This window comes from Parabacteroides sp. APC149_11_2_Y6 (genome assembly GCF_054506995.1).
Genome location: NZ_CP173709.1, coordinates 4,564,318 through 4,589,923 on the forward strand (window position 1 = coordinate 4,564,318; position 25,606 = coordinate 4,589,923).

Annotated in this window: 25 protein-coding genes and 1 tRNA gene; 12 read left to right on the plus strand and 14 right to left on the minus strand. The window is 39.6% G+C overall.

Annotated features, from left to right (window positions below; all coding sequences use genetic code 11):
- Nucleotides 1-8: 8 nt before the first annotated feature.
- Nucleotides 9-3,155: a DUF5107 domain-containing protein gene (locus ACGE0T_RS18795; RefSeq protein WP_459188110.1), complete on the plus strand. Its 3,147-nt coding sequence runs from the start codon at nucleotides 9-11 to the stop codon at nucleotides 3,153-3,155.
- A 418-nt stretch (nucleotides 3,156-3,573) separates the two neighbouring features.
- Here ACGE0T_RS18795 and ACGE0T_RS18800 read toward each other — a convergent pair whose 3' ends face one another.
- On the minus strand, nucleotides 3,574-4,581 hold the full coding sequence (locus tag ACGE0T_RS18800; protein ID WP_269115576.1) for a helix-turn-helix transcriptional regulator: 1,008 nt from the start codon (nucleotides 4,579-4,581) through the stop codon (nucleotides 3,574-3,576).
- A 121-nt stretch (nucleotides 4,582-4,702) separates the two neighbouring features.
- On the opposite strand from ACGE0T_RS18800, the gene ACGE0T_RS18805 reads away from it, so the two are divergent.
- The 5 genes from ACGE0T_RS18805 (at nucleotide 4,703) to ACGE0T_RS18825 (ending at nucleotide 6,906) form a co-directional block, all read left to right on the plus strand.
- Nucleotides 4,703-5,389 (plus strand): MBL fold metallo-hydrolase, encoded by a 687-nt coding sequence (locus tag ACGE0T_RS18805; RefSeq protein ID WP_459188111.1) that lies wholly within the window; start codon nucleotides 4,703-4,705, stop codon nucleotides 5,387-5,389.
- Nucleotides 5,390-5,438: 49 nt separating this feature from the next.
- The gene (locus ACGE0T_RS18810; RefSeq protein ID WP_459188112.1) at nucleotides 5,439-5,801 is read left to right on the plus strand and encodes a DUF4377 domain-containing protein; all 363 of its coding nucleotides are present in this window, start codon (nucleotides 5,439-5,441) and stop codon (nucleotides 5,799-5,801) included.
- A 39-nt stretch (nucleotides 5,802-5,840) separates the two neighbouring features.
- Nucleotides 5,841-6,083, plus strand: a complete 243-nt coding sequence (locus ACGE0T_RS18815; RefSeq protein WP_459188113.1) for a hypothetical protein — start codon at nucleotides 5,841-5,843, stop codon at nucleotides 6,081-6,083.
- Nucleotides 6,067-6,453: an RteC domain-containing protein gene (locus tag ACGE0T_RS18820; RefSeq protein WP_459190514.1), complete on the plus strand. Its 387-nt coding sequence runs from the start codon at nucleotides 6,067-6,069 to the stop codon at nucleotides 6,451-6,453. Before ACGE0T_RS18815 ends, ACGE0T_RS18820 begins: the two co-directional genes overlap by 17 nt.
- Nucleotides 6,454-6,582: 129 nt before the next feature.
- Nucleotides 6,583-6,906 (plus strand): helix-turn-helix domain-containing protein, encoded by a 324-nt coding sequence (locus tag ACGE0T_RS18825; protein ID WP_032575403.1) that lies wholly within the window; start codon nucleotides 6,583-6,585, stop codon nucleotides 6,904-6,906.
- A 69-nt stretch (nucleotides 6,907-6,975) separates the two neighbouring features.
- Here ACGE0T_RS18825 and mobA read toward each other — a convergent pair whose 3' ends face one another.
- Nucleotides 6,976-7,425, minus strand: coding sequence for a conjugal transfer protein MobA (mobA, locus tag ACGE0T_RS18830; RefSeq protein ID WP_459188114.1), 450 nt, complete (start codon nucleotides 7,423-7,425; stop codon nucleotides 6,976-6,978).
- A gap of 490 nt (nucleotides 7,426-7,915) precedes the next feature.
- Between mobA and ACGE0T_RS18835 the strand changes: the two genes are divergently transcribed.
- The 5 genes from ACGE0T_RS18835 (at nucleotide 7,916) to ACGE0T_RS18855 (ending at nucleotide 9,770) form a co-directional block, all read left to right on the plus strand.
- Nucleotides 7,916-8,215 carry a DUF3408 domain-containing protein gene (locus ACGE0T_RS18835; RefSeq protein WP_459188115.1) on the plus strand — a complete coding sequence of 100 codons (300 nt, stop codon included), beginning with the start codon at nucleotides 7,916-7,918 and terminating at the stop codon, nucleotides 8,213-8,215.
- Nucleotides 8,212-8,517 carry a helix-turn-helix domain-containing protein gene (locus ACGE0T_RS18840; RefSeq protein ID WP_459188116.1) on the plus strand — a complete coding sequence of 102 codons (306 nt, stop codon included), beginning with the start codon at nucleotides 8,212-8,214 and terminating at the stop codon, nucleotides 8,515-8,517. Before ACGE0T_RS18835 ends, ACGE0T_RS18840 begins: the two co-directional genes overlap by 4 nt.
- Before the next feature lie 10 nt (nucleotides 8,518-8,527).
- Nucleotides 8,528-8,830: a DUF3876 domain-containing protein gene (locus tag ACGE0T_RS18845; RefSeq protein ID WP_320889275.1), complete on the plus strand. Its 303-nt coding sequence runs from the start codon at nucleotides 8,528-8,530 to the stop codon at nucleotides 8,828-8,830.
- Nucleotides 8,831-8,889: 59 nt separating this feature from the next.
- Nucleotides 8,890-9,183, plus strand: a complete 294-nt coding sequence (locus tag ACGE0T_RS18850) for a helix-turn-helix domain-containing protein (protein ID WP_459188117.1) — start codon at nucleotides 8,890-8,892, stop codon at nucleotides 9,181-9,183.
- Between the two features lie 287 nt (nucleotides 9,184-9,470).
- Nucleotides 9,471-9,770 carry a hypothetical protein gene (locus ACGE0T_RS18855; RefSeq protein WP_044301351.1) on the plus strand — a complete coding sequence of 100 codons (300 nt, stop codon included), beginning with the start codon at nucleotides 9,471-9,473 and terminating at the stop codon, nucleotides 9,768-9,770.
- Between the two features lie 39 nt (nucleotides 9,771-9,809).
- Here ACGE0T_RS18855 and ACGE0T_RS18860 read toward each other — a convergent pair whose 3' ends face one another.
- The 4 genes from ACGE0T_RS18860 to ACGE0T_RS18875 form a co-directional block, all read right to left on the minus strand.
- Entirely contained in the window at nucleotides 9,810-11,132 is a 1,323-nt protein-coding gene (locus ACGE0T_RS18860) for a site-specific integrase (RefSeq protein ID WP_459188118.1), read from the minus strand.
- A 26-nt stretch (nucleotides 11,133-11,158) separates the two neighbouring features.
- The gene (locus ACGE0T_RS18865) at nucleotides 11,159-12,391 is read right to left on the minus strand and encodes a site-specific integrase (RefSeq protein ID WP_459188119.1); all 1,233 of its coding nucleotides are present in this window, start codon (nucleotides 12,389-12,391) and stop codon (nucleotides 11,159-11,161) included.
- 636 nt (nucleotides 12,392-13,027) lie between these two features.
- Nucleotides 13,028-13,109 (minus strand) — tRNA-Leu (locus ACGE0T_RS18870).
- Nucleotides 13,110-13,165: 56 nt separating this feature from the next.
- Entirely contained in the window at nucleotides 13,166-14,665 is a 1,500-nt protein-coding gene (locus tag ACGE0T_RS18875; protein ID WP_459188120.1) for a potassium/proton antiporter, read from the minus strand.
- A gap of 222 nt (nucleotides 14,666-14,887) precedes the next feature.
- Between ACGE0T_RS18875 and ACGE0T_RS18880 the strand changes: the two genes are divergently transcribed.
- Nucleotides 14,888-17,545 (plus strand): transglutaminase domain-containing protein, encoded by a 2,658-nt coding sequence (locus ACGE0T_RS18880; protein WP_459188121.1) that lies wholly within the window; start codon nucleotides 14,888-14,890, stop codon nucleotides 17,543-17,545.
- Between the two features lie 88 nt (nucleotides 17,546-17,633).
- Here ACGE0T_RS18880 and ACGE0T_RS18885 read toward each other — a convergent pair whose 3' ends face one another.
- The 8 genes from ACGE0T_RS18885 to ACGE0T_RS18920 all read right to left on the minus strand — a co-directional run bounded on the left by ACGE0T_RS18885 (nucleotide 17,634) and on the right by ACGE0T_RS18920 (nucleotide 25,564).
- Complete coding sequence (locus ACGE0T_RS18885) at nucleotides 17,634-19,631, minus strand: fimbrillin family protein (RefSeq protein WP_459188122.1); 1,998 nt, start codon at nucleotides 19,629-19,631, stop codon at nucleotides 17,634-17,636.
- Between the two features lie 130 nt (nucleotides 19,632-19,761).
- The gene (gene porN / locus ACGE0T_RS18890; RefSeq protein WP_459188123.1) at nucleotides 19,762-20,649 is read right to left on the minus strand and encodes a type IX secretion system ring subunit PorN/GldN; all 888 of its coding nucleotides are present in this window, start codon (nucleotides 20,647-20,649) and stop codon (nucleotides 19,762-19,764) included.
- 52 nt (nucleotides 20,650-20,701) lie between these two features.
- Entirely contained in the window at nucleotides 20,702-21,592 is an 891-nt protein-coding gene (gene porM, locus ACGE0T_RS18895) for a type IX secretion system motor protein PorM/GldM (protein WP_459188124.1), read from the minus strand.
- Nucleotides 21,567-22,031, minus strand: coding sequence for a type IX secretion system motor protein PorL/GldL (porL, locus tag ACGE0T_RS18900; RefSeq protein ID WP_459188125.1), 465 nt, complete (start codon nucleotides 22,029-22,031; stop codon nucleotides 21,567-21,569). The genes porM and porL overlap by 26 nt, the downstream gene beginning before the upstream one ends.
- A 17-nt stretch (nucleotides 22,032-22,048) precedes the next feature.
- Nucleotides 22,049-23,440, minus strand: coding sequence for a T9SS ring complex lipoprotein PorK/GldK (gene porK / locus ACGE0T_RS18905; RefSeq protein ID WP_459188126.1), 1,392 nt, complete (start codon nucleotides 23,438-23,440; stop codon nucleotides 22,049-22,051).
- 365 nt (nucleotides 23,441-23,805) lie between these two features.
- On the minus strand, nucleotides 23,806-24,027 hold the full coding sequence (locus tag ACGE0T_RS18910) for a DUF2795 domain-containing protein (RefSeq protein WP_005633363.1): 222 nt from the start codon (nucleotides 24,025-24,027) through the stop codon (nucleotides 23,806-23,808).
- A gap of 73 nt (nucleotides 24,028-24,100) precedes the next feature.
- Entirely contained in the window at nucleotides 24,101-24,664 is a 564-nt protein-coding gene (locus ACGE0T_RS18915) for a cob(I)yrinic acid a,c-diamide adenosyltransferase (RefSeq protein WP_459188127.1), read from the minus strand.
- 102 nt (nucleotides 24,665-24,766) lie between these two features.
- On the minus strand, nucleotides 24,767-25,564 hold the full coding sequence (locus tag ACGE0T_RS18920) for an O-methyltransferase (protein WP_459188128.1): 798 nt from the start codon (nucleotides 25,562-25,564) through the stop codon (nucleotides 24,767-24,769).
- Between the last annotated feature and the right edge of the window lie 42 nt (nucleotides 25,565-25,606).

Sequence of the window (25,606 nt, forward strand, 5' to 3'; positions counted from 1 at the left end):
TGTAAGCCATGAAACAATGTATTTTTACTCTTTGCGCCATTATTTCCAGCCTTTCTCTTTCCGCACAGCACGCTACCGTTAAGGAAACGGAACAAGTGATGGGTACCTATGCTTTCGATGACCCGGATCCGGTAGCAAAGCCCGAAAACCTGTATTATCCTTATTTTCGCTTCGACGGTTTTACCAATGAGAAAACAGATAAAAAATGGAAAACGGTCGAACTGGAAAATGATTATATACGTGTCACTCTGTTTCCGGAAATTGGCGGGAAAATATGGGGAGCCGTAGACAAAACTTCCGGCAAAGAATTTATTTATACGAATCATGTAGTTAAATTCCGCGATATAGCGATGCGTGGTCCGTGGGTTTCCGGAGGGATAGAATTTAACTTCGGTATTATCGGACATGCACCGACATCTGCAACCCCGGTGGACTATATAACCCGGGAAAAGGAAGACGGTAGTGTAAGTTGTTATATTTCTGCTATCGATTTTATCACTCGTACGACCTGGACAGTTGAAGTAAATGTTCCGAAAGACAAGGCTTACTTCACTACCCATACGACCTGGTATAACAGTTCCTCTCTCGACCAGCCGTATTACCAATGGATGAATGCCGGATATAAAGCCGCCGGAAATACCCGTTTTTGTTATCCGGGGACTAATTATATTGGTCATGGAGGAGATTTACATACATTCCCTGTGGATGATAACGGCAGAGACCTCTCCTGGTATAAGAATAATGCTTTCGAGAGTTCCAAATCATATCATGTATTAGGTTATTATAATGATTTCTATGGGGCCTACTGGCATGATGATGATTTCGGTTCCGTACATCATTCAGCCTATGATGAGAAACTTGGTATGAAGATTTTCCTTTGGAGCCAGGCACGCGACGGAGCTATATGGGAAGATTTGCTTACCGACACAGACGCCCAATATGTGGAATTGCAGTCCGGCAGAATGTATAACCAACCTGCCACCAACAGCGCACGTACTCCCTTCAAACACACAGCTTTCCAACCGGGAGCAACAGACGAATGGACGGAATACTGGTTTCCGGTAAAAGAGACCAAAGGCATTGTACAAGCCTCCCATATCGGCGCCCTGAATGTATTAAAGGATAACAACCGGCTAACAATTTATTTCTCTCCGACACAGGAGCTATCTGCCACGCTTAAAGTCTATTCGGACGAAAAAGAAATTATCTCCGAACTTTTACAGGCAAAAACACTACAAACCTGGTGCAAGTCTTATCCGTTAGAGACGAAGTTGGCCGCCGGAAAGATAAAGGTTGTCATCGGAAATAATGATTTGGTATATTCCGAACAAAATAGCGATAAAGTAATTAACCGTCCCAAAGAGATTCCTGATGACTTCGATTGGAATTCCGTTTACGGACTTTATACCAGCGGAAAACAATGGATGAACCAAAAGATGTATGATAAGGCTGAAACCGATTTACTGGCCGCTCTTTCCAAAGATAAATATTTTGCCCCGGCCCTTATCCGTTTGTCATCTCTCTATTACCGGGAAGGACGTTATGACGAGGCACTGCAACTCTGCCGTTCTGCTTTAAGCTTGAATGCGTATGATGGAGAAGCAAACTATCTATATGGATTATGCAACATGAAAGCAGGGCATTATACGGATGCAAAAGACGGTTTCTCGGTTGCAGCATACAGCCCTGCATTCCGAACGGCTGCATATGCTAAACTTGCAGCGGTTTTCATCCGCGAACAGGATTGGAATAAAGCGGTTTCTTATGCCCAAAAGAGTCTTCAATATAACACGGAAAATCTGGATGCTCTACAGGAACTATTGGTCTGCTACCGGAAAACAGGACAAAAAGATAAAGCGACTCAACTGGTAGAAGAACTATCGGCCAAATATCCTCTAAACCATATTGTCAGCTACGAAAAGCATATGCTGCAACCATCTTCGGAAAGTCTCGACAATTTCAATTCATCCATACGAAACGAACTACCGGAAGAAACTTATATGGAAATAGCAGGATGGTATGAATCCATCGGTTGTGAAAAAGATGCGATCCATATACTGTCCTATATTCCGGTATATCCGATGGCTTGCTACAAACAAAGCTGGTTACTCCATAAAGCCGGAGAAGAAGCAGAAGCCATTCAACTGATAAAAAATGCAGACATACTCCCGGTAAACCAAGTATTCCCTTTCCGACCGGAAAACCGGGAAGCTCTTGCTTGGGTCGCCTCACACAGTAATTCTTGGAAACCGGCATATTATTATGCTCTTATTTGCCATGCGAACCATGATAAAGCAAAAGCCTTGGAAATCGTGGAGAATTGTGGAGAAGCAGACTACATACCATTTTACCTTTATCGCGCATCGCTAAAAAAGGGAGCCGAACAACTGGACGATTTACAAAAAGCCGCACGCTTAGGTAACAACTGGCGAACCGGATTTAGCCTGATTAAATATTATACGGGAATAGAAAACTGGAAAGAAGCGAATATAATAGCTGCACATTATTATAAATTATTTCCTGAAAACTATATGATAGGTCTGCAATATGCAAAGACATTATGCGAAACAGAACAATATGCCCGCGCTATCTCGCTGTTGAAAAAAATACAAGTGCTTCCCAATGAAGGGGCTTATGCAGGCAGGGGTATTTACAGAGATGCAAATCTGTATGAAGCAATGGCGTATATCAAAAAACATAAATACGAAAAAGCACTTACATCCATCGAAGAATCAAAACAATGGATAGAGAATTTGGGAGTGGGCAAGCCTTATGAAGACCAGATAGACTATCGGGTAGAAAACTTCCTGTCCGCGAAAGCTCTTGCCAACCAACCGGTAAAAGCTGCCTTATTCATGGAGCGTGTGGCAAAAATTCCGGTAAAAAACTATTATTTTGAGTCTACTAACTTACTGGTAGCCCTCGCTCTTTCGGAAACCGGACAAAAGGAGGTAGCCGACAAATGGGTATCCCTTTGGAAAACACAATATCCGTCCAGCCCTATCATTGAATGGTGTACGGCTATTTACCAGGGAGATACAGCCCTGGCTGCTAAAATCCTGGATACCCGTACCGAACAAAGCGAAAGTACACCATGGGAAAATATAAACATAGACCGTAACTTCGGTTTATTGACAAAATATTTCAGCGAATAGGATAACAAACAATAGCTAAGTCCGAAAGAGTAAAACCAGTGAACTCTCTCTTTTCTCTTTCGGAAATATAATAAATATTGCAATATAGGCGTTATAATATAAACAATGACCAAAAACACTATATTTGCAATGGGGAAATTTAAGGAACAACAACAGACTAAGAAAGAAGGTAGGGAACGAGACAAATCCCGCCGGGAAAACTTAGGTAAATATTTTTTTGATTTATCAAAACTTACTTTCGCCACAACTATTATCTTTTGATTTATTCTATTGTAATACAGTTTGTTACAAAAACTTTTTTTGAAAAGGGTAACGATTTAGCAACGTATAATCTACCTTTATACTCTTTAATTTGCATCGTTTCAAATAACTCATTACAAAGGTAATACTTAATTTTTAAATATAAATACTTCTCTGTTTAATAATTCATTTTATGCCTTTTGAATATAGACGGTTGCTCTTTAAAATGTTTTTGGAAGAACTTGTTAAAAGCACTTTGAGAATCAAATCCTAACAAAAACGCTATTTCAACAAATGAAACATTTTCCTTTATATATCTTTCTGATAACTCAATACGAACATTATTTAGTATTTCTCGAAATGAAGTGTTTTCGTTTCGTAGTCTTCGCTGTAACGTTCTCTCACCTAAGTTTAATTTTCGAGCAACAGTCTTTATATCAACATCAATTACTGGAAGGCATTGCAAAAGATATTTGTGAATTGTGACAGATAAGTTTGAACCTTGTTTACTCTCCTTTATTTCATTTATTAATTTCTCAACAATACCCAACAGTTGATTATTTGCTGTCAAAATTGGCAAGTCAAGAATAGAGCTATCAAATAATAGTGCAAATTCATTTGTTGCATATTTTATAGGGCATTTAAGATACTCACTCAACCTATCATCATCATCTTGCTCATAAATAGTATGAATTTTAATCGGCTTTATGCGTTTTCCTGTAAGAGAATATAGAATTTGTAACGAAATTCCTAATTGACTTTCATACAATTGCCTTGTAGCTACAGGATATTTCTTTGCAAATCCTTCATCAACACAAATTCTATGAACAAAAATATTTTCATCAATTCTATTTATGTATCTATATAACGGATTTATTGTAGGCGTATGTACATCTGATTTTTCAAAAACCTCTTTTAAAGTAGCACAATTTTCATATAGCTTATACAACATACCTGCAATTGTCACTGGAACTTCAAATCCTTTTTCAAGTCCTAATCTATGATTGCAGCTTTTATTGATAATCAATTCTATATAACAACCTAAAATGTCACTAGAAATTGTAGCAGTAGGTTGATTTAAAATTTCTAAATCAATATTCAACGTTGAAGATATATCAAAATTGGCTAATCCCATATCTTCAAACTGCTTTTTAATAATATTAAAAACGCTACTTGTAATATACATAATGTTCAACTGTCGTATTTGGACAAAAGTATGACTTCTTTTTCAATTGCACAAGTTTTACATTCGCTAATTTTGCACTTGATTTTAGTAAACTTAAATATTCACATAAAGCAACTGTAAGATGAAAATTACCTATAACTCTACGAATTATTATTTAGAGCCATGTAATAATGGTTTTCTTCTCATTGATGCGGGTTGGTATGGTAAAGGCAAAATATTCAAGAAAAAATTAAATTTGCTTGGTATTAAGCCTGAACAAATTAAATATATACTTTTAACACACCATCATCATGACCATGTAGCTATTATTCAAGAATTAAAGATATTAACAAATGCAAAACTAATAGTACATGAAAAACAAATATCATACTTAGAAACGGGCGTAACTAATGATAGACATATCAGACAATATAATTCAATATTATGGCTAATAGACAAACTAATAAAGCCATTTGTAAAATATAAATACCCTCCTATATCCATTGATAATTCTGATATTATTATAGATACTGAGATTAATGACAGTATGTTACGAAGCATTGGAGTTTCTGGTAAAATAATTCTAACTCCCGGACATAGTAGCGACTCTATCTCTGTTTTACTGGATAACGGAACTGTGTATGTTGGCGATTTGGCTATGAACATGAGTAGTATGAAACTAATAGGGAAAATTCCTTTTCCTATTGAAGCAGAGGATTTTGAACAAGTAAAATTAAGTCTAAAAAGACTAATCAACTTTGGTGGTATTAGATTTTATCCATCACATGGAGAGATTATTTCTAAAGAAATAATTGAACGTATAATGTAATAGTCTCTAAATGATAAATGAAATATTTAATTTAAAAGATAATAGTATTATGAAAACAAAAAATGTATTTATACTTGTATTCTTATTTCTATTTGTTTTGGGTTTGTCATCATGTATTAAAGACAACAATGACGAAAAAGAAAAAATAGAAATTGTAACAATGCATATTTCGCCTGAAACAAAACTTATGAAATTTTTAGATGAAGCACTTATAGAATGTATGATTGTAACAGTGCTAAAAGAAGAATTTTATCTTCCTTTAGGATGTATTAGTGGTTTTGAATATGAAAAGGGATATGAATATCGCCTAAAAGTAAAAAAAACAACTCCAGCACATCCCCTTCAAGATGATTTAAGCGATTTTTATTCTTTAATTGAAATTCTTTCCAAAGAAAAAAAAGAAAATTATTAGATGTACTTTTTGCTTATCTACCTTTTAAATGTAAAATAAATGAAAAAATTATTGGAACAGAGATTTTTCCGGCTATTATCGGAATGCTCACAGAAAGAGTTTGCCATAGATGATTTTACGGCTGCATTGCAAGAACTTGCCAAGCATTTGGCAAGCATTGCAATAGATGAACAGGACTACGCTGTATTATTACGCTATTTCTCCTTTGGACTAAACAGGCTCAAATCGTATCGAGTGCTATTTGAGCAGGGGGAAAAATGCCTTGTTGTTGCTTATAGATGAAGCAATAGAACTAATCAAAACAGAAATACGCATAGTGAATTTGCGTATTAAATACCCCGAACAATTCCAGCAACACGCAAATAAGCTATTTCTTTCCCCTCTCCATTTAGCAGACAAGACAAGCCTTATTAACGTCATGGAAATTGTCAGTGGCTTGTTTCTTTCCAAACGTGTAATATATCAGAATGGGAAACCTATTCACCTGACGGACTTAGGCAAAGCCTTTGAATGGCTCTTTAATATCAAATTGGGTGATTATCACCAAAAATACATGGATGTAGTCAAGCGAAAGCCAGCCAAACTAACGGAGTTCCTTAACGAATTGGCAAACCTTATCCGAAAAGAACACGAAAATAAAGGGTATAGATAATCAGGTATTTAGCATCAATATATACGGGGTAGCGTATGCTACCCTGTAATTTGTTTGCTTTCCTTTTCTGAACTTTGCTCCATCAATCGATTGGTAATCATTTATGTATAACCTGAAAAATGAAGCAATATGTATGTAGATAATTACGAGTTCAAAGACTGGATGCAAAAGCTACTTGATAAATTGGATGAAGTAGGCAAAGACGTAAAGAGTTTGCAAACCAATCCCGAAGTAATGCCGGGTGATAAGTTACTGGATAATCAGGATTTATGCCTGCTATTCAAAGTCAGTACCCGAACATTACAGAGATTGAGAAGCAAGAAACTGCTTCCCTTTATGATGATTAGCGGAAAAGCCTATTATCGGGCTTCCGATGTGCGTGAGTTCATAAAGGAACGGTTCGATGTGGGTACGCTCCGAAAGTTCGAGAAAGAACACGGAGCGAATAAGTAAGAGTGAAATTCATCCCGAAGTTGTACACGTGGCAGCTTCGGGATGTTTTTCTTTTGGCAAGTTAGGTATTTACTTCTCCGCTGATATTATTCCCTCCTCCTGATAAGATGCTTCAAACTGCTTGGTGAGTGCAATAATCTGCTGGTTCGTTTTCACCAATTCAATAGTACATTGTTCCAGTTTGTAAAGCAAAGCAAGTGCTTTCTTTTCCGCAAAATTAGAATGAAGTTCTTTCACTACCTGATTATAGTTATTGCCTATATTCCTGAATTGGGCGAATAACTGCGAGAGTTGAATGTAATAATCCACCTTGCTTTTATCAATCTTAAGCACCTTAAACGACTTCCCAAATATACAGTTCTTGATGAAATGTGCTTTCATCCTATAGCCTGACTGGTCGTAAAAAGCTAAGAACTTAGCGTTCTCCACATCATCCAGATTGAGAGAATAACGGTGTGTGCGTGGGTCAAGTTTAGGCTTGCGCCCACCTTTGGCAAATGACTTCTTTTTCTGTTCCATAATTATAATTATTTACTGGTTTTACGACTTCGGAGTAAAACTAACCACCTGCTAAGGTGGCAAGGTTTTGAGGCACAAAAAACGAAGTGCGTGCCTCAAAACACAACTTGCTATGTTCTAATGAACATAAAAATCCTCCTTCCGTCGGATTGCCAAAGCAAGCGGTTCGGCTTCTTCCTATATCTGTTTATCAGTTACAAAATTACAGACAGCAGTTAATCCCTGAAATATAACCTATTACGCCAAATTACGACACAAACAGACAAAGTACCCCCATTTTTAAAAGCATCTGTTTTTACCCTTTTCTTTGCTGAAAATTGATTGAATGGCAGCAATATATAAGACAGTCAAACAAGGTTTGAACATGGCTTTAAACCATATTTGAAAACCGTTTAGAAATATGGCAATACTGCTATAAAATTAGCTTGTTCCCTTTCAATCAGTATCAGAAATCAATCAACCTATTTATAAACCATTAAAAATTAAATGCATGGAAGAAGTAAAACAATCATTACAGGAAACAGCAAGCAAGGAACGGGAAAGCTATAAATCGGTGTTCCTCAAAAAACGGTCGGTTTGCAACCGTCAAAGCGTGTACATAAGCGGAGAGATACAGAAACGTATCATGCAAATTGTAGGGGTGATTACAGGCAAACAGGTAAGTATCGGAAATTTCATTGATAACGTACTGGAAGAACATTTGAATACACACAATGATGTTCTTTCGGCTCTCTACCGGGAAGAAATGCAAAAAGGAATATTCAACCAGCCAAAAGAGAAAAACGTATGAATATCATAACTATTGAGGAACAGACTTTTAAACAGGTGTGCGGTCGGTTTTCCGGCTTCGCCAGTCAGGTGGAACGGATTTGCAAAGAGAATACCCGCCAGCCGGATGAATGGCTGTCAGGTCGTGAAGTGTGTGCCCTGCTGGGTATCAGCATCCGAAGTTTGCAGAACTACCGGGATAGCGGTAAACTGGGCTACTCCCAAATAGGTAACAAGCTGTACTATAAATCTGCCGCTATTGAAAGACTGATTGCAGAATGTACGGAAAACAAGATAACGAATTATCAATCAAACAATAAATAAATATTGTCCTATGGAAAAGAAAGAAGAAAATAATATGGAAGTAAACCAGTCATTCAAATTGTCTGCCATTGTCGGAATATGGGAAAGTTTAAACCTTCATCCTACGGTAATGATATACCAAAGCAAGAAAAAGTATTTCCTTTCGATGCTCCATGTATCGGATAACGGACAGGCGAAACCAGCCGTTTACGAGATACAGAAAGAAGATAACCGTTACTTCATCGTTGAAGCCTTTAAACGGCTTTATATCGGCTATGATGTGGTAAAAGATAGTATTTCCATATTTTACTATGGCGAGTATCTGCGTAACTGACGGGTGTATGTCTGTTAATCATTCAAACGAATTATAAATCAATAGAACAATATAAAAATATGGAACTGATAAACGGCAATAGTGAAATAATTAGGGACTTCTTTCAGTCTATGGATAGAATGTTAGACGGTATCAGCCGGCTGGCAAAGGAAAACAGACCGCATTTGAACGGTGAAAAGTTTCTAAGCAACCGGGATGTAGCCAAATGTCTGAAAGTAAGCATCCGCACGCTGCAAGAATGGAGAGATACAGGCGTTATTCCTTACATTCAGATAAAAGGCAAAATAATCTACCGTCAAAGCGATATAGAAAGGCTTTTGCAGACCTATTACAACAAAGAACGGCAAGAATAACCTACCGTCCTCAAAACAACACATTTTTTCCGAAACTGACTAAGAACATTAACTTTATTAGTGTAGTATTTCGTCTGTGCAAGTCTTTAACTAAAAATACAACCCGGAGCGCAGCGCAGGTGTGGAGATTTTTAGTTAAACCCGTAGGGCTTGGACTTGAACGGACGGAATACGGAGCTTATCTTTGTTAATGTTTTATTCAGCTTTGGAAAAAGTACGAAAGCCGGATAGTAATCGTTTGTATTTTATTATCTTCGTAGAAATTTAACTTTTAAAGTGATACCAATATGGAAGATTTAAGCGAAAATGAAAATACGGTTGCCGTACTGACTATTTATTACAAGGAAAAACAACTGACAAACCTTGTTTTTAAAAGGCGTGAAATGGCTGATAAATTTGTTGATACTTTGCAACAACTATTGAATGAAGAAGGGAAAAAGGATTTTTCTTTCAGTGGTTCGATTACTACGGTTTATGACAGTCAGACACTTAGTGAGGAATTGGGCGGTTTCCTGAACGGTACAATCAAGCCTAAAGGCACATTGTCGGAGATAATGCAACTAATCAAGGTTGCAGGGATGAATTAAAAAGAAGATAGGTTTTGCCTATCTTCTTTAACCTGTATATTATTTCTTTTCGGGAAATATCTGCTTTACTTTCAGCCATTGAGAAAATTTCTTGTGTGCTATGTCCGAAGTAATATCACTTTCAATCACTTGGTATTTACCGTTCACTTCGGTAAACAGTCTTTTCATGTCCTCGTTTACTTTCTGATTGGTGATTTTGGCGTATATCTGCGTTGTTTGGATAGAACGGTGTCCCATGAGTTTACTTAGCGTTTCTATCGGAACTCCCTGAGAGATACACGTTTGGGTCGCATAAGTATGACGTGCCATGTGATAGGTCAAATTCCGGTCTATACCGCATAATCGGGCGATTACTTTCAGGTTTGCTTCTATGCCTGCAAGGTTTGTCATATTGAAAACTTTATCGGTTTTCCTTTCATCTTTATATTTCTCTATAATCATCAAAGGAATACTTAACAATTTGATGCTGCATACCGTCCCCGTCTTTTGGCGTGGTATCTTTATCCATGTGCTGCCGTCCTGTTCCGTTATCAGGTTCTCCACCGCCAAAGCGCACATATCCACATAAGACAGCCCCGTAAAAGACGAAAAGACAAACCAGTCCCTTGTGCGGTAATATCTTTTAGTCGCTATCGGAGTGGTGAGTAACTTTTGAAATTCATCTTCCGTCAAATGCCTGTACTTTTTCAAAGGCTGTTCCGCCACATAGTTTATAAACGGGTTACGTTTTAGTGTTCCCTGATTGATGGCACGTGTAATTATCTTTTTCAATGCAATCATGCGGCTTAAAACGGTGCTTGCCTGCATCCGCTTTTCTACCCTCAAATAGAAATCAAAATCATTTATAAACTTATGTGTAAGGCTGACTAACGGCACATCTTCCGAATTGTATTTCACGCGGATAAAGTTTGAAAGATGTTTGTATGTCAATAGATAAGAATAATAAGTATCATAAACACGGTTCACGCCTACACGTTTTTCAAATTCGGTGTTATGTTCCTGAAATAGCTGTAACAGGTGGGATGCTTTTTCACCTATACCGTTCAGGGCGTTCTTTATCCTTTCGGCTGTTACATACCCCTCTGTTTCCACTATCCGGGAATAGTGGGCTTTTACTTGCTTTTCCAAACGGTCAAGCGTCCGGTTTATATCGGAAAGTTCCTTTCTTTCTTTTTTCGCCCGTCCTTTCTTTGCGTCCCAATCAGGGGAAGAAAGATTAATTTTCGTGCTGAACTGCACGGAATTTGCATCTACCGTTATACGTCCGACTATCGGGCAAGTACCGTCTTTTCTACGTTTGGACGTATTGAGATAAAACAAGATAGCAAAGGTGCTTCTTTTGGCTTTTGTATTCTTTTCCATATTGATAGTTATTTAGAATGATTTGTTTATTGCTCTACGCCAACCAACCGGAATTTATCCTTTATCCGTTCTTCCAGTTTGTCGGTGTCCTCTGATATTTTATTATTGCTGATTTTTGCGTATATCTGCGTGGAACGTAAATCCCTATGTCCTAACATACGGCTTACTGTTTCTATCGGTACGCCTTGAGATAAGCAAATTTCGGATGCGTATGTGTGCCTTCCGGCATGAAAAATTAGTTTACGTTTTATTCCGCATATTTCAGCGATAACTTTCAGGTTCTTGTTCGACCTGCCGCAACTTTGCATTGGTAACAGTTTACCGTCAAGGGCTAAACCTTTGTATTTGTCAAGGATTTGCATGGGTATTTCCATCAGGGGAATTTCACAAGGCGTTCCGGTTTTCTGCCGGGTGGTTTTTATCCATAGCACGCCATCGGAAGCCCTGACAATATTCTTTTCTGTAAGGTTGCAAATATCCCTGTACGCCAATCCGGTGAAAACAGAAAATAGAAACATATCACGGGTTAAGTACCTGCATGGATGGTCTAAGGGCGTGGTTATTATCTTCTGCAATTCGTCACGTGTCAGATATTTCTGCTCGGCTTTGGGTCTTTCAGGTGAATAACCGTCAAACGGGTCACGGGTTATAATCCCCTCACCAGTGGCAAGTTTTATCATTTTACGCAAATGGCGCATGATGCCTAATATCGTGTTGGGTTTTAATTTCAATTCCACACGCAGATAAAAATCGTATTTCTCGATGAAAGAGAAATCAAGCTGTGTAAATGGAATATCCGATAACTTGTATTTTAACGACATAAACCGTTTAAGATGGTTCAGGGAATTTTCATACTGTACCTGTGTGGATAGCTCACGGTTCACGCCTACACGTTTCTTAAAATCTTCATTGTGGCGTGCAAAGTAGCTGATTAGTGTTTTCTGCCCGGATGCGATGCCTTGAAATGCGTTCTTTACCTCACTTGCGGTGATAGTATTTTTTATTTCTTGTAATTTGCGGTAACTGGTGTTTACCGCTACATTGATTTTATCCAGTGTGGCGTTTATTTCGGTAGCGTGTTTACTCTTGCCTGTTACCCTGCCTGAAACAATATCCCAAAGGGATGCTTTGGCGGTAAGTTTTGCGCTGAACTGTGCCACGTCTTTTCCGATGGTAATTTTTCCTATAACGGGACACTCGCCGTTTTTCTTTTCATCGGTCTTTCTTAGGTAGAAATGTACTTTCAATTCTGTTTTCATATCTCTGTTTTTTAAGTTGATAAAATTACTTCCAACAGAGTTATTTGAAATGATGCAAGACACTGACAAACAGACCTCTCAAAGGTCTAATAAGGACAGCGAAAAGAGAGAAACGAGCCGATTTACAGAAGTCCGTCCTAATTCCTTGTTTTTCTGCCTGTTGCCGACCTCTAAAAAGGGTAATGGATAAGCAACGGAACTACTTCCTGAATACGCTCTTTTTTTCTTTTTCAAGGGTGGACAGCTAACGACTACAAGCGACAAACATACATGATTATCTGCGCTTTACGTTTTATTGCTAATGATTACCTTTTCAGTATATACTTTTGCAGCTACTGTTTTAACTGAAATAATAGTTTTAAAAACAGACATGTTTAATCTAAATGACTGGATTGTACTTGTATTTGGTTGTTTCTCTACGGCTTTATTAGTTTATATTGGTAATAATTTTTTTAAGTAATAACATTATGAGTGGAATAGCATTATTTTTTATCGTTGAAACCATCATATTCGGTGCTTTAGCTATTTATCTAAACACCCCAGCGGGAAAGAAATGGTTGAAGAATCTATAAAGTCTGATTTCCGGATACAAAAAAAGCAACTCTTTCTTTACAGAAGAAGTTGCTTTTCTTTTTGTGCGTCTGAAGGGACTCGAACCCCCACGCCTCTCGGCACCAGATCCTAAGTCTGGCGTGGCTACCAATTACACCACAGACGCTTCAATAATGGGTGCAAAGGTAATGCTTTTTTATAAAAAACCAAATATTTGAGAAATTAATTCTTCTTTAGTGTATAATCCTTTACGCCTAATACCTCATAAGCCTGCAATAGGGCGCTATCGTCGTCCGAAATCATCAACAACTTATCATTCTCTTTTAATTCGGTATTCCCCTTAGGAATAAAATAATGACCATCCCGTTTTACCATTACCGCCAGGGTATGGTCAGGCAAAGTCAATTGCATTAATTTATTGCCATGCTCCAATACGGCGGGAGTAATATCTATTTCGCTCATGGCACTCTTTATTTCTTCCGGAAGTTCTATACCAAATTCATCTTTACGCTGCGGTTCGTCAACCAGCCCGAGCCATTTAGCCGCAATAGTAACAGTTGTCCCCTGGAGAACCAAAGAAAGGATTGTTATAAAAAATACGACATTGAAAATCATTCCGGAATGGTCTATACCGGCAATCATCGGATAGGTAGCAAAAATAATCGGTACCGCACCACGCAATCCGACCCACGATATATACAATTTCCCCTTAAACGTAAAGTTTTTATAAGGTATCAAACAAAGGAAGACACTTAACGGACGAGCAACTAAAATCATAAAAATACCGACAGTCAGACCGATAGGTGCTACAGGAAGCAATTCATGAGGATTAACCAACAGCCCCAATGTGAGGAACATCACAATCTGCCATAACCAGGCAAAACCATCAAAGAAAGTTCCCATGCTCTTTTTATGGACAATTCGGGAATTACCGACCACCAGCCCGGCAATATATACTGCCAAATACCCGTTTCCTTTACAAAGGGTTGTGGCAGAAAAAGTAAAGAATGCAGTTGTCAACAAAAGGATCGGATATAATGATTCGTTCGCTATATTAATATGATTAATAACGTAAACCGCCAGTTTACCCAGCAAATAACCCGCCAATGTACCCACTACTAACTGGATAGTCAAAGACAACGCTGCCTCCTGGAAATTCATTCCTCCCATCTGGATATAAGCAATCAATAGTAAGGTAAGCATATATGCCATCGGGTCGTTGCTACCACTTTCCAACTCAAGAGTCGGACGCAAACGCTGTTTTAAATAAACTCCTTTACTTCTTAAGATTGAAAAAACGGATGCAGAATCGGTAGATGACATTACAGCAGCCAATAGCATAGACTCAGCCAAAGTCAGTGTCTCATATCCGGTAGCAAGAAGCGATAAATAATAAATAAAACCACCCGTCACCAACGTCATAATAAGGACCCCGAGCGTCGCCAGTACCACCCCTTGTGAGGCTATCGGCTTTACCTCTGCCAATTTGGTATCCATACCACCTGAAAACAGAATGATACTAAGAGCCAGCATACCGATAAACTGTGCAATATGCGGGTCGCTGAATTGTATGCCTAACCCATCACTACCAAAGAGCATTCCCACTCCAAGGAATAACAGCAAAGCTGGGAGTCCGAAACGGTAACCGGCCTTACCTGCGAAAATACTTAAAAATAAGATAACGGAAGCTATTAGTAATACTTCTTCTGCATTGTGGAACATAGTATATTATTTCTTTTTGGGGTTATTTTACTACAAAATAAACAATTTTCAAGGATTTACAATTCATTAATACCTGACAAAAAGCACTAATAAATAAAATAAAATATTAACTCTGCCATTTTCATCCTCTTCCATACCTTATCCAAACGTATCTATTACCAGTTATATACTTGTCTCATATCATATTATTCACTAATTTTGGCGCATATACATTATCGCTTTATGAACAAAAAACATCTATTTACGCTATTGTGTGCCTTGTTTATCTGGACAGGCTGCAACAATCAAAAACATTTTATCTCTGACGATGCATTCAGAGCAGAAGTTGAAAAGGATTTCCAGGCAAAACAAGCCGCTTTACCAAACGGGAATCTGTTTTCCGTATTCGACCAATCCATGACCTCCGATGAAAAGGAAGCCCTCACATTCCTGTACGCTTACATGCCTATAGGAGATATTACCGATTACAACGGACAATTCTATCTGGACAATATCCGCAGTTCATTCCTTGCACGGGTTGAAATGCCTTGGGGCGACAGTATCCCTGAAGATATTTTCCGCCATTTCGTATTGCCAGTCCGCATAAACAACGAAAACCTGGACGAAAGCCGTATGGTATTCTATAATGAACTGAGAGACCGCGTAAAAGGTTTGTCGTTATATGATGCCGTACTGGAAGTAAATCACTGGTGTCACGAAAAAGTAATCTATACTCCATCCGATGCACGTACAAGTTCGCCTCTGGCTTCCGTCAAGACGGCTTACGGACGTTGTGGCGAAGAGTCAACATTCACAGTAGCGGCACTCCGCTCAGTCGGTATCCCGGCACGCCAGGTATATACGCCGCGTTGGGCACACACGGACGACAACCATGCCTGGGTGGAAGCTTGGGTGAATGGCAAATGGTATTTCTTCGGAGCTTGCGAACCTGAACCTGTTCTTAACCTTGGCTGGTTCAATGGTCCTGCCTACAGAGGCATGCTGATGCACACAAAAGTATTCGGGAAATACAACGGCCCGGAAGAAGTCATGGAAGTAACTGACGGATACACCGAAATCAACGTAATAGACAACTACGCTCCCACGGCAAAAGCAACCATCACGGTTGTTGACGAAAACGGTGCACCGAGCGTAGGAGCAAACGTAGAATTTAAAATATACAATTACGCAGAATTTTACTCTGTAGCGAATAAGAAAACCGATGCAAACGGTAAAACATTCCTTTCCGCCGGAAAAGGAGATATGCTGGTTTGGGCTACCAAAGACGGTAAATTCGGTTACAGTAAAGTGTCTTTCGGCAAAGACGACAATGTAACAATTACCCTCAACAAAAAACCAGGCGACATCGAAACCGTAGCACTCGATATTGTACCTCCGGTAGAAGGCTCTATCCAGGTAGAAGTAACTCCCGAACAGAAGGAAGCCAATGCTAAGCGCTTACTTGAAGAAGATGCTATCCGTAATAAATATGTAGCTACATTCTATACGGAAGATAAGGCGAAAGAGCTTGCCAAAGAACTGGGTATAGACCCTCAGCAAACCGTCAAATTTATGATTGGCAGCCGTGGAAACTATATGGAACTGGAAAAATTCCTACGTGATGCACCAGCAGACAAGCGTGCTACCGCTATGGATTTGCTGAAAGTCATTTCGGCAAAAGACCTACGTGATACACCCGCATCCGTACTGGCAGACCACTTGAACAACACACCCGAAGTTAAAAGCGAGTTCTATACGGAATATATATTAAACCCACGTGTTTCCAACGAATTCCTGACTCCATACAAAAGTTATTTCAAAGCAAATGTAGACACTGAATTGGCTAAACAAGCACAGGAAAACCCGCAGGTATTAGTTGACTGGGTAAAGAAAAACATCACTATCAATAATGAATTAAATCCGCAGCGTATTCCTATCATGCCGATGGGAGTATGGAAATCCCGTGTAGCAGATACCCGTTCACGTAATATTTTCTTTGTAGCCGTTGCACGCAGCCTGGGTATTCCGGCACGTATCGAACCGGTTGCCGGTAAAATTCAATATATAAAAGACGGGAAATGGATAGATGTGGATTTTGAAGCTGTAGAACAGGTTGTTGCCAAACAGGGTAAAGTAGTTGCTTCTTATCAGCCGATAAAAGCATTACAAGACCCGAAATATTATAGCCATTTCACTATTGCCAAAGTATTGCCGACAGGCAAGTTGCAAACACTAAACTTCGAATCCGGTGACGTCGATATGGGCGGTGGAGATACCTGGAGCGCTTTACTGAAAAAACCGCTTACCATGGACGAAGGCAACTATATGCTGGTTACCGGAACCCGCATGGCAAACGGTAGTGTATTGTCTGAAATTACCTTCTTCAATATTGAACCGGGCAAAACAACCGATATCAAACTGGAAATGCGCGAAAGCCAGGACGAAATCCAGGTAATCGGTAATTTCAACTCGGAAAATAAATACAAACGTGCCGACAATGGTGAAGAAACAAGCTTGTTGGCAACTACCGGACGGGGTTACTATATCGTAGCCATTCTGGGTGCCCGTCAGGAACCGACGAACCATGCTATGCGCGACATCGCCGCTGTAAAAAAAGACCTGGAAGAATGGGGACGCGGCATCGTTCTGCTATTCCCGGACCAGAAAGGATTAGACAGCTTTGATGCAAAAGAATTCGGTGAACTCCCGAACACTATCACTTACGGCCTTGATATTGACGGAGCTATCCAGAAAGAAATAGTATCAGCTATGAAATTGCAGAACGCACATTCGTTACCCATCTTTATCATTGCCGATACCTTCAACCGGGTTGTATTTGTATCCCAGGGATACACAATCGGATTGGGAGACCAGTTGATGAAAGTGATACATAAACTGTAAGAGCCGTTCATACTGAACAATAAAAAAAATCCCCGGCAGGGCAAAGCCTGTCGGGGATAATAAAAATATATGAATGTATCAAAGGAAATCATTCATTTACAGGTACTAATTTAGGTATTGCATTATCCTCTCCGGCTGCGAACTTACTTGGACTTGCCTTCGTTGGATTATTGTTATTCCATTCGGCTATTGCATCATTCAAAGAAGATATAATAGCTGTACTATTTAATTCGGCAACAGTACTCGGTCCTTTTTGAAGCCAATTATTACCACCTCCTCCTGAGACCTTCAACGATGGATTATTTACAAAATATAATTCTTTAGTACCGGCCTCGTCATAATCATTCATATGGCCTACTACTCCACCTATTCTATCTATCCCATCTACAATACCTTCATTTATACAAGAAACCATACGCCCGTTACTATCTATCAGTCCAACAACCCCACCACAATCATAAGGATTCCCGGCAAACATATCCGCATCAATATGTCCATGATTGATAGAAGCGATTACTGCAGAGTTGGTCACTCTCCCGGCAATACCACCCAAATTACTGAGATTATTATTTGTACTTGCATTTATAAGCCCATAATTCACTGAAGCGATTATTGCAGATATGTTCACAGCTTCCCCAACAAGACCACCGCAATCCTGACTACCGGCATTTACATTCGCCTCATTTATACAATTAATAATCAATCCATTATCTATATGCCCGGCAATACCTCCAACTTTTGTATTACCATGAACTGAGCCAGAAGACAAAATCAGGTTCTCAATCGTTCCAGATGAAATATATCCGAATAATCCGATACCAGTGCCGGTAGCATCTGTCCCTATTAATGCATTTTCTATTTCATACCCAGCCCCATTATATGTTCCTTTAAATGCATTATTATCAGATACCCCTATAGGAGTCCAATCCGTATAATCAAGATCTATCTTTTTTCCCTGAGTCAGAGTCCAACCAGTAAAACCATTATAATTTGTACCATCGGAATAAGTGCTGTTTCCCACATTAGTAACATCAGCAACCCAAGCCAATTCTGCCAGGTTTGTAATTAGCGCCGTTTTTTTCACCGGATCAATTATGACAGGCTTTATTATCGACTTTTTTAAAGCATCCAGATTCATTGTCTTATTATATCTTTTTCCGGCTTCAAAAGCCTGAGTTACGGTAGTCAGAAAATCCTGGTACATTTCAACTCCATCGTTTTCGACTATCACTCTAACCTGCAAATCCCCTCCCGAAGCAGGAAAAGCCGTCATGGCAACAGTTGTTTCTTTCGAACTCAAATCCGGTCTGTTTTTATTTGGAAATCCAAGGGTTATTTGGTTTCCCGCACCTGCAACATCCCGAAGTTCTCCCGTATATACATTAAAACCTTTTTTATCGGCAAGATTATTACCTGATACGGAAATACTTTTCAGAAAGACATGAGTCAGCGTACTTGGAACTGTTATATTAAATTGCAACAGTGCACAAAGATGTTTCATCGTAAATTCAATCTTATTATCATTATCCGGAACACCCGGTTCTTTGCTTACCATATACATATATGGACTAAGATAAGTATAGTTTTCTCCTATTGTCCCTTCCTGGATGGCTAAATCCAAAGCCAATGAAGTGCCATCCGGCTTGTCTGTCACAAATGAAGAATTAGCCGGATAAAACACATAATAACTCTCATCAACAGCAGGTACAATATTTCCTTCAAAACTTGCTTTTTTAGCTCTTTCGCTAATAGGGGTGGTCAGATTTCCCAAATAGGAATAAATGTTGTCTTCAACTTTTCCAAATGCACCAATCATATCTCCCGAAGTCCAAAATACCTCTGCCCCTTTATCCCCCGGTTCAATATCCGCTTTAGTCACTTCACCTTGTGAAAGATTTGCCGTCACATGTATGCTACTTTGATCATTTCTCTTATTCCCCTTATCATCTTTCTGACAAGATGCTGCCAGTATTATAAGTAATACAGACATTGATAAAAGATACTTTTTTACTCCGGTACCATCTCTTTCCGGCTTTTCATGAATTTCTTCCATAGACATCAGCCTCGCAACTTCTTTTTGTTTCATCCCTATCGTAATTAATTGTTTAAAGAAAAGTTAGTTATAATGGTGCAAAAGTATGCAATAATCTTTACCTTTTTACTCTTTCAGATAAATTGGGATTTCCTGCCAAAATATTGTACAAAAGAGAACCAGCCTATTTACCTTTTTTATAAAAATAAAATAATGTATCAGATTGTACCCATAAAGATTTCTCAAAATCCGTCAAGCGGCATTGAATAGCTTCCTGTTCCCTCCTAAGGGAATCCGGTGTCCGGCAATACGCCTTCAATGGCAGACTTTTTCCTCCCTCCGTTCTTATAATCTCACCTTTGTACATGCGACAACGAAAATAATCATCAATCGTATAAGTAACGGACCGATTAGCTGCCGATGTCTGTACGTAAACGGTATTTATATAAGGGAATAAATCCTTGTAAATTATCCAACACACCGGCATGGAGGATTTCCCTCTTTCATCATAGGATGTAAGGATAGGACAAATGGCAAGAATCTCTACATTAAACATGGAATTATCCGGGTCAAAATACCAGGCTTCTTTCACATAATAAGATTTAATATCGGTAGCGGGAATATCATCGCCGGATAAATGAAAACGTTTGGATATGTTCTGGAAAGAGATTGGAAAATCAGTGCTAAAATCTTCGTACCCTCCCAGATACTCGAAAGCGGAAAGTTTATCCTCCCTGAGAAGCCGGAAAAGGATAGAGAACAAGTTCTCTTTACCATATGCCGTCCTGACAAAGTTATATAAGGGAATATTTTCCTCCTGTGCCAAATCGACCTGTCGGTAAAGTATATATTCCCAGCATGCATGACTGGGGTGCAGAGCCTGTCCATCATAAAAACGCTGCATTCGGACAGAAGCTACCAAATTTGTATCCGTTCTTTCTACATTCGGCCTTTCTCCACGGCTAAACCGGGGACTCTTCCGGATGGCAGGTTGCATAACAACAGCCTCCTGCCCCTCTGTCAAAACGGGAAAGAGAAGAGATATAAGCAAGTATAAAATAAATTGTTTCATCGTTCGTTATCATTAAATAAGACAGACCAATACCTTTTAAGAGCTATTTGTTCTACTTCAGATAAACTTCCATAGGAGCCAAAGTCCGGAGAAGGCTATCCGGCCCCAAAGCTCTGATACGGGTAATAAAAAAACGGGAACCCTTTTCCTGGCGACGGATTTGTTCCTTTTGCCTATGGGTAAAACCGGCATTTTCCGAAACTTCAGGTATTACATTTCCCATCGAATCAAAAAATGCCAGCTCAAACCCAAGGACTTTAAAAGAAATATTTAACACTCCATCATCAACTGCGGCAAACAAACTATCGACTTCAAGCAAACTATGTTTAGTTATCCATCCATTCTTAAATAAACGGGCATTCCCTTCCACATCTTTATAGCTTATATAAGGCTGTGGTTCCGGTAAAGAACGGACATGGAATATCTTTTTTTCTATCATTTTACGACTTCCATCCGGCATCTCGGCAGTTACAGTAACAATTGCATTCACTCCCGCTTTCGGCGGATATGCTTCCCAGATATTTCCTTTACGGGACAGTTTTCCTCCTGTTATTCCTGCATTCACCCGCTTGCCGGAAACCCCAGACACCACAATATGCAAAGGATTGGCAATGCCGGCATACAAGATATTTGTCAGCAAGGGAACCACTGCCGCTTCGGAATGGAGTGGTTCGGATTGTTTTTCCATACTGCGGAATATACTGTCTTTCTTTTCCCGTTTCTGCTCCACGGCTACCGGGCACTCCGGTATCATCAACAATGGAAATCTATTTGTCCCATGATTTCCGGTATCAACCGGAAATAAAGCGTATATCCCCGCATTTCCTGCAGGTTTATCTGAAGTTATATTTAATGCCGTCATCGCAATGAATACAAGATACATCAGATTAATCATCTTCTGGCGGGACGTCATGCAGTCATTCATGTTTTTTCTCCATTTCATATAACAGGCGGATATAGACACGATTCAATTCCACCAGTTCACGGTTTATCCGCTCAATTGTTTCCATCTGCGAACTGATATATTCCAATTGCCCTTTATACTGGGTATTTAGAAGGGACACGTCCCGGTTTACTCTGTCTATCTGCCCTAAACAATCATGAAGCAGATAAGGCAACCTTTCAGGTTCCCCGGTTGCCTGCTTCGAAATTTTTTCTTCCATTACTGGAACCTCAAATGCAGAAACCCAAAATACAAGTGCTTCTATACTCATTGCAACCACCAATATCAGGTTTGCATAGGGCCAATGGAGAATTTTAAACATAGCCCCTATAATAACGACAGAAGCGCCCCAACTGTAACAAAAATTCAATATCCGTTTTCCCTGCTTCCCGGCAAGAAACATTTCCAATCTGTTCTTATAAATCCTGTATTTCCCCATAGTCACTCCGGTTATTATTATTTTCTGTATCTCTTTGTTCCGGCAAATCCAACCTGCGTACGCACACATCGAAAACCGATGTAGGCATGTGCTTCATCCTGATACCCGAAGGTCCGCATATCCGAGCGGACAAAACGGGCTATATCTTTCCATGAACCTCCACGAACCACTTTTCTTTTCAACACGGCAGGGTCTTCTTTTGCTGCACGATATTGTAAATCCGGATTTATGTCATTCATCCGGACAGGCCCGGTCTCCTGATAGGCAGTAGAAGTCCACTCTGCCACATTACCAGCCATATCATATACACCATATTTATTAGGAAGAAAAGAACCCGTACGTGCTGTTATCAAATGTCCGTCTTCCACATAGTTCCCTTTTCCGGGTTTAAAGTTTGCCCGGAAACATCCTTTTTTGCACAGCATATCCTCTCCATCCCACGGATATTTATTCTCATTCCTACCTGCACGTGCCGCATACTCCCACTCCGCTTCGGTCGGTAAACGAAAAGGTTCAGACAACTGGCCGCCCCTCCCATTCCGGGATTGACGAAATTGATGGGTCCGCCATGCACAATAGGCAGTTGCCTGCTCCCAAGAGACGCCGACTACCGGATAATCATCATATCCGGGGTGAGTAAAATACAAACGCATATAAGGTTCATTGCAGGCATTCCTGAAATCATTTATCCAACAGGTTTCATCCGGATAAATATTTACAATATATGTATTCAGAAAATCCCAGGGACCGCTTAACGGACGTGTTATCGTTTCATTCACAATTCTACCATCTTCGGAGATGTATGCCGTATCCTTGGATATCATAACGGCCGTGCCTGAATACGGATTATTCCTGCTTAAAGCCGCCGAAGTATAATCGTACCATTCATATTTAAAATTCATTTGGCGGGCATCCAGTCTCTTCTCCCCTGTAACCGGGTTTCTGGAATAGATACTTTCTATAGCTGCCTGTTCATCTTCGTCCGGATGCCGCCAGGGTATAGCGCGGCTCCAATCTAAAAAGGGAGTTACCGGTTCCCCGTATTTATCTTCTGTAATTTTATACAGCTCATTCCCTCCATAGGCAGGATCGGCAAGCCGCTCACGAATAATGGAATCGCGCACCCAATAAACAAACTTGCGGTATTCGGCATTTGTCACTTCCGTTTCATCCATCCAGAACGACTCGACAGAAACGTTTTTAGCCATCGGGCGATACCCCCATAAAGAATCTTCTTCTGCAGGCCCCATATTAAAAGAACCTCTGCCTATCAGAACCATACCTTCGGGAGCCGCTTCCCGAAGTGCAAGCGGATTATTCCAAACCGCCTCTCCCCCGCCACTCAGCAAAGGATTGCCACAGGATACACACAACAGGATTGCTATCAACGCCATCAATAACTTTTTCATCCGGATTCAATTATTCCTTATTTACTTATCAGAGATAAATCAATTTCTCTTCACGTTAAATATAAACGGGACTTTTCCGGATAAATTGTATAATTAGGGGAAGAAAATAAAAACTACAGTTTCCGCAACAGACACCGGGCGGTAATCATTGCAGTTAGCGAACGGTAACGATCGCAATTACCGAGCGGTAACGTCGGTAGTTATGGGACGGTAACGACTGTCGTTACAAAACGGCAAACGGTGAATCCTCTCGTCCAGCTCATCAGATTTTCGTACGATACGATATAAATGAAATGAGCCCGGTTAAATACCGAGCTCATTACTTAAAGAAATATACGTTTAATTCAAAATGCGTTTACCGCACATTAATATTCTTCCTCGTTAAAGAAAAAGTCTTCCTTACTTGGATAATCCGGCCAGATATCTTCCATACATTCGTAAATCTCGCCTTCGTCTTCCATTTCCTGCAAATTTTCTATTACTTCTAAAGGCGCACCTGAACGTTGTGCATAATCAATCAATTCATCCTTGGTTGCAGGCCAGGGAGCGTCTTCCAGTTTTGAAGCTAACTCTAATGTCCAATACATAGCTGTCTAGTATTAATAACTACCTTGCAGTAGTCAGGTTTCCAATTTTTCCGCAAAAATAAAACAATATTCTTTAGATGCAAGTATAATCCCATATTATTTCTTTACCATTATTGCGGATGCACTCTTTACGTGCCAGAACAAACAGATAATCAGAGAGTCTGTTCATAAAAACAAGTACAGGTTCTTCAACCTCTACAGTCTCAGCCAAACGGTAAATCTGGCGTTCTGCGCGGCGGCATACGGTACGACATACATGTGCCAGTGATGCGGAACGGCTTCCTCCGGGCAAAACAAAATTACGCATCTTAGGTAATTCACCGTCTATACGGTCTATTTCATGTTCGATACGGGTAATCGTTTCGGGCATCACCTTGCTTTCTATCTTCAGTTCGGTACTCTCCTGGTCGGTTGCCAGATAAGAACCGATAGTAAATAATTTATGCTGTATAAAAAGCAGGAAATCCTGGTCGGCTTTATCCTCGAGCGAAGTAATCAGCAAACCGATAAAAGAATTTAATTCATCCACCGTACCATAGCTTTCGATACGTTGATGCGCTTTGGACACACGTTGTCCTCCCACTAGGGAAGTGGTGCCTTTATCACCTGTCCCGGTATATATTATACTCTTTTTCATATCTATAAATCTTTAATTCTACATACATATAATCATCTATGCAATCAAGATGTTGCAAAACAAGGCATAAAATTCATTTCTTTTAGCGAGCCCTGCAAATTATCAGGAAGAAAAATAAACAATATAATCCCGTTTATGCAGCCGCTTATTAAAAAACACGATTCCCATAGAATATAAATCGACAGTCACGGTTACTTCCGGATGATTACATACATTTTCCCAGAACTCACGCATCTTACGGCTGGATTTGATACCTTCGAAGACAAAGACTGTATCTTCATGTATATGTTTCAGGCATTCTTCAAACAGCCAAAGGTTATTTTGTTGTTCATACAGGGTATTGAAGAATACGAAATCAATCCGCTCCATATCCACCAAGGCTTGAGGCAGGAGTTCTTTATACCCCCCTACACGCAAATCGACCGGATTCCGCGCAGCTTTATCAAAGACAAGGCGGGCGATAGACGCAAACTCAGGAACATTCTCCAAGGCTATACATTTTAACCCTGTGGCATAAGAAGTAAGATACAGAGTAGATAACCCCATTGAGGGACCCAATTGAAGAATATTTTTAGATTTGAAATAATTCGATAAACGGAACAGTAAAGCGCCATGTTTCGGTTTGATTGCCTCCCGTTTCACGATTTCCCCGATAGTACGTTTCTTTAATTTACCCCTCTTTTGCCTGTCGGGATAAGTAATTATATCTTCACGGAAAAGTAACTTTCTCCGCATCAACTCGATTTCATTAAAACTATAATAAGAACATCGCTCTTCTATTACTTTGGTTATCAGGTTAAATACAAAAGGAGAATGAACCCCGTACCCTTTCCTGTACCGGATTCCCCTATATAACAATATGCTTTTCCGCAATGTATTAGCCTTTGGTATAATGCGCATATTTATCTGTTTTAGCCAGCAAAAATAATACATATGCACGAA

Bases quoted from the DNA above. Each gene is read 5' to 3' on its own strand.
- porK (WP_459188126.1), bottom strand. From the start codon at position 23,440: ATGAAAAAGTTATTGATGGCGTTGATAGCAATCCTGTTGTGTGTATCC.
- ACGE0T_RS18860 (WP_459188118.1), bottom strand. From the start codon at position 11,132: ATGGAAAAGAATACAAAAGCCAAAAGAAGCACCTTTGCTATCTTGTTT.
- ACGE0T_RS18810 (WP_459188112.1), top strand. From the start codon at position 5,439: ATGAAAACAAAAAATGTATTTATACTTGTATTCTTATTTCTATTTGTT.
- ACGE0T_RS18805 (WP_459188111.1), top strand. From the start codon at position 4,703: ATGAAAATTACCTATAACTCTACGAATTATTATTTAGAGCCATGTAAT.
- ACGE0T_RS18845 (WP_320889275.1), top strand. From the start codon at position 8,528: ATGGAAAAGAAAGAAGAAAATAATATGGAAGTAAACCAGTCATTCAAA.
- ACGE0T_RS18885 (WP_459188122.1), bottom strand. From the start codon at position 19,631: ATGAAACAAAAAGAAGTTGCGAGGCTGATGTCTATGGAAGAAATTCAT.
- ACGE0T_RS18910 (WP_005633363.1), bottom strand. From the start codon at position 24,027: ATGTATTGGACATTAGAGTTAGCTTCAAAACTGGAAGACGCTCCCTGG.
- porL (WP_459188125.1), bottom strand. From the start codon at position 22,031: ATGGGGAAATACAGGATTTATAAGAACAGATTGGAAATGTTTCTTGCC.
- ACGE0T_RS18815 (WP_459188113.1), top strand. From the start codon at position 5,841: ATGAAAAAATTATTGGAACAGAGATTTTTCCGGCTATTATCGGAATGC.
- porM (WP_459188124.1), bottom strand. From the start codon at position 21,592: ATGAAATGGAGAAAAAACATGAATGACTGCATGACGTCCCGCCAGAAG.
- ACGE0T_RS18835 (WP_459188115.1), top strand. From the start codon at position 7,916: ATGGAAGAAGTAAAACAATCATTACAGGAAACAGCAAGCAAGGAACGG.
- ACGE0T_RS18800 (WP_269115576.1), bottom strand. From the start codon at position 4,581: ATGTATATTACAAGTAGCGTTTTTAATATTATTAAAAAGCAGTTTGAA.
- ACGE0T_RS18880 (WP_459188121.1), top strand. From the start codon at position 14,888: ATGAACAAAAAACATCTATTTACGCTATTGTGTGCCTTGTTTATCTGG.
- ACGE0T_RS18865 (WP_459188119.1), bottom strand. From the start codon at position 12,391: ATGAAAACAGAATTGAAAGTACATTTCTACCTAAGAAAGACCGATGAA.
- ACGE0T_RS18840 (WP_459188116.1), top strand. From the start codon at position 8,212: ATGAATATCATAACTATTGAGGAACAGACTTTTAAACAGGTGTGCGGT.
- ACGE0T_RS18825 (WP_032575403.1), top strand. From the start codon at position 6,583: ATGTATGTAGATAATTACGAGTTCAAAGACTGGATGCAAAAGCTACTT.
- ACGE0T_RS18795 (WP_459188110.1), top strand. From the start codon at position 9: ATGAAACAATGTATTTTTACTCTTTGCGCCATTATTTCCAGCCTTTCT.
- mobA (WP_459188114.1), bottom strand. From the start codon at position 7,425: ATGGAACAGAAAAAGAAGTCATTTGCCAAAGGTGGGCGCAAGCCTAAA.
- ACGE0T_RS18855 (WP_044301351.1), top strand. From the start codon at position 9,471: ATGGAAGATTTAAGCGAAAATGAAAATACGGTTGCCGTACTGACTATT.
- porN (WP_459188123.1), bottom strand. From the start codon at position 20,649: ATGAAACAATTTATTTTATACTTGCTTATATCTCTTCTCTTTCCCGTT.
- ACGE0T_RS18920 (WP_459188128.1), bottom strand. From the start codon at position 25,564: ATGCGCATTATACCAAAGGCTAATACATTGCGGAAAAGCATATTGTTA.
- ACGE0T_RS18875 (WP_459188120.1), bottom strand. From the start codon at position 14,665: ATGTTCCACAATGCAGAAGAAGTATTACTAATAGCTTCCGTTATCTTA.
- ACGE0T_RS18850 (WP_459188117.1), top strand. From the start codon at position 8,890: ATGGAACTGATAAACGGCAATAGTGAAATAATTAGGGACTTCTTTCAG.
- ACGE0T_RS18915 (WP_459188127.1), bottom strand. From the start codon at position 24,664: ATGAAAAAGAGTATAATATATACCGGGACAGGTGATAAAGGCACCACT.